The sequence below is a fragment of the Sporosarcina koreensis genome (genome assembly GCF_001531445.1).
Classification (GTDB): Bacteria; Bacillota; Bacilli; order Bacillales_A; family Planococcaceae; genus Sporosarcina; species Sporosarcina koreensis_C.
On the sequence record NZ_LQYA01000119.1, the window covers coordinates 1 to 286 of the forward strand.

Annotated in this window: 1 rRNA gene; it reads left to right on the forward strand. The window is 52.8% G+C overall.

Features of this window, described 5'->3' with window-relative positions:
- Nucleotides 1-286: ribosomal RNA gene (locus AWV70_RS13535) — 23S ribosomal RNA — on the forward strand; the annotation flags it as partial.

The window sequence follows — 286 nt, forward strand, 5'->3', positions numbered from 1 at the left end:
AGAGCCGCAGTGAATAGGCCCAGGCGACTGTTTAGCAAAAACACAGGTCTCTGCAAAACCGTAAGGTGACGTATAGGGGCTGACGCCTGCCCGGTGCTGGAAGGTTAAGAGGAGAGGTCAGCGCAAGCGAAGCTTCGAATTGAAGCCCCAGTAAACGGCGGCCGTAACTATAACGGTCCTAAGGTAGCGAAATTCCTTGTCGGGTAAGTTCCGACCCGCACGAAAGGCGTAACGATCTGGGCACTGTCTCAACGAGAGACTCGGTGAAATTATAATATGCGTGAAG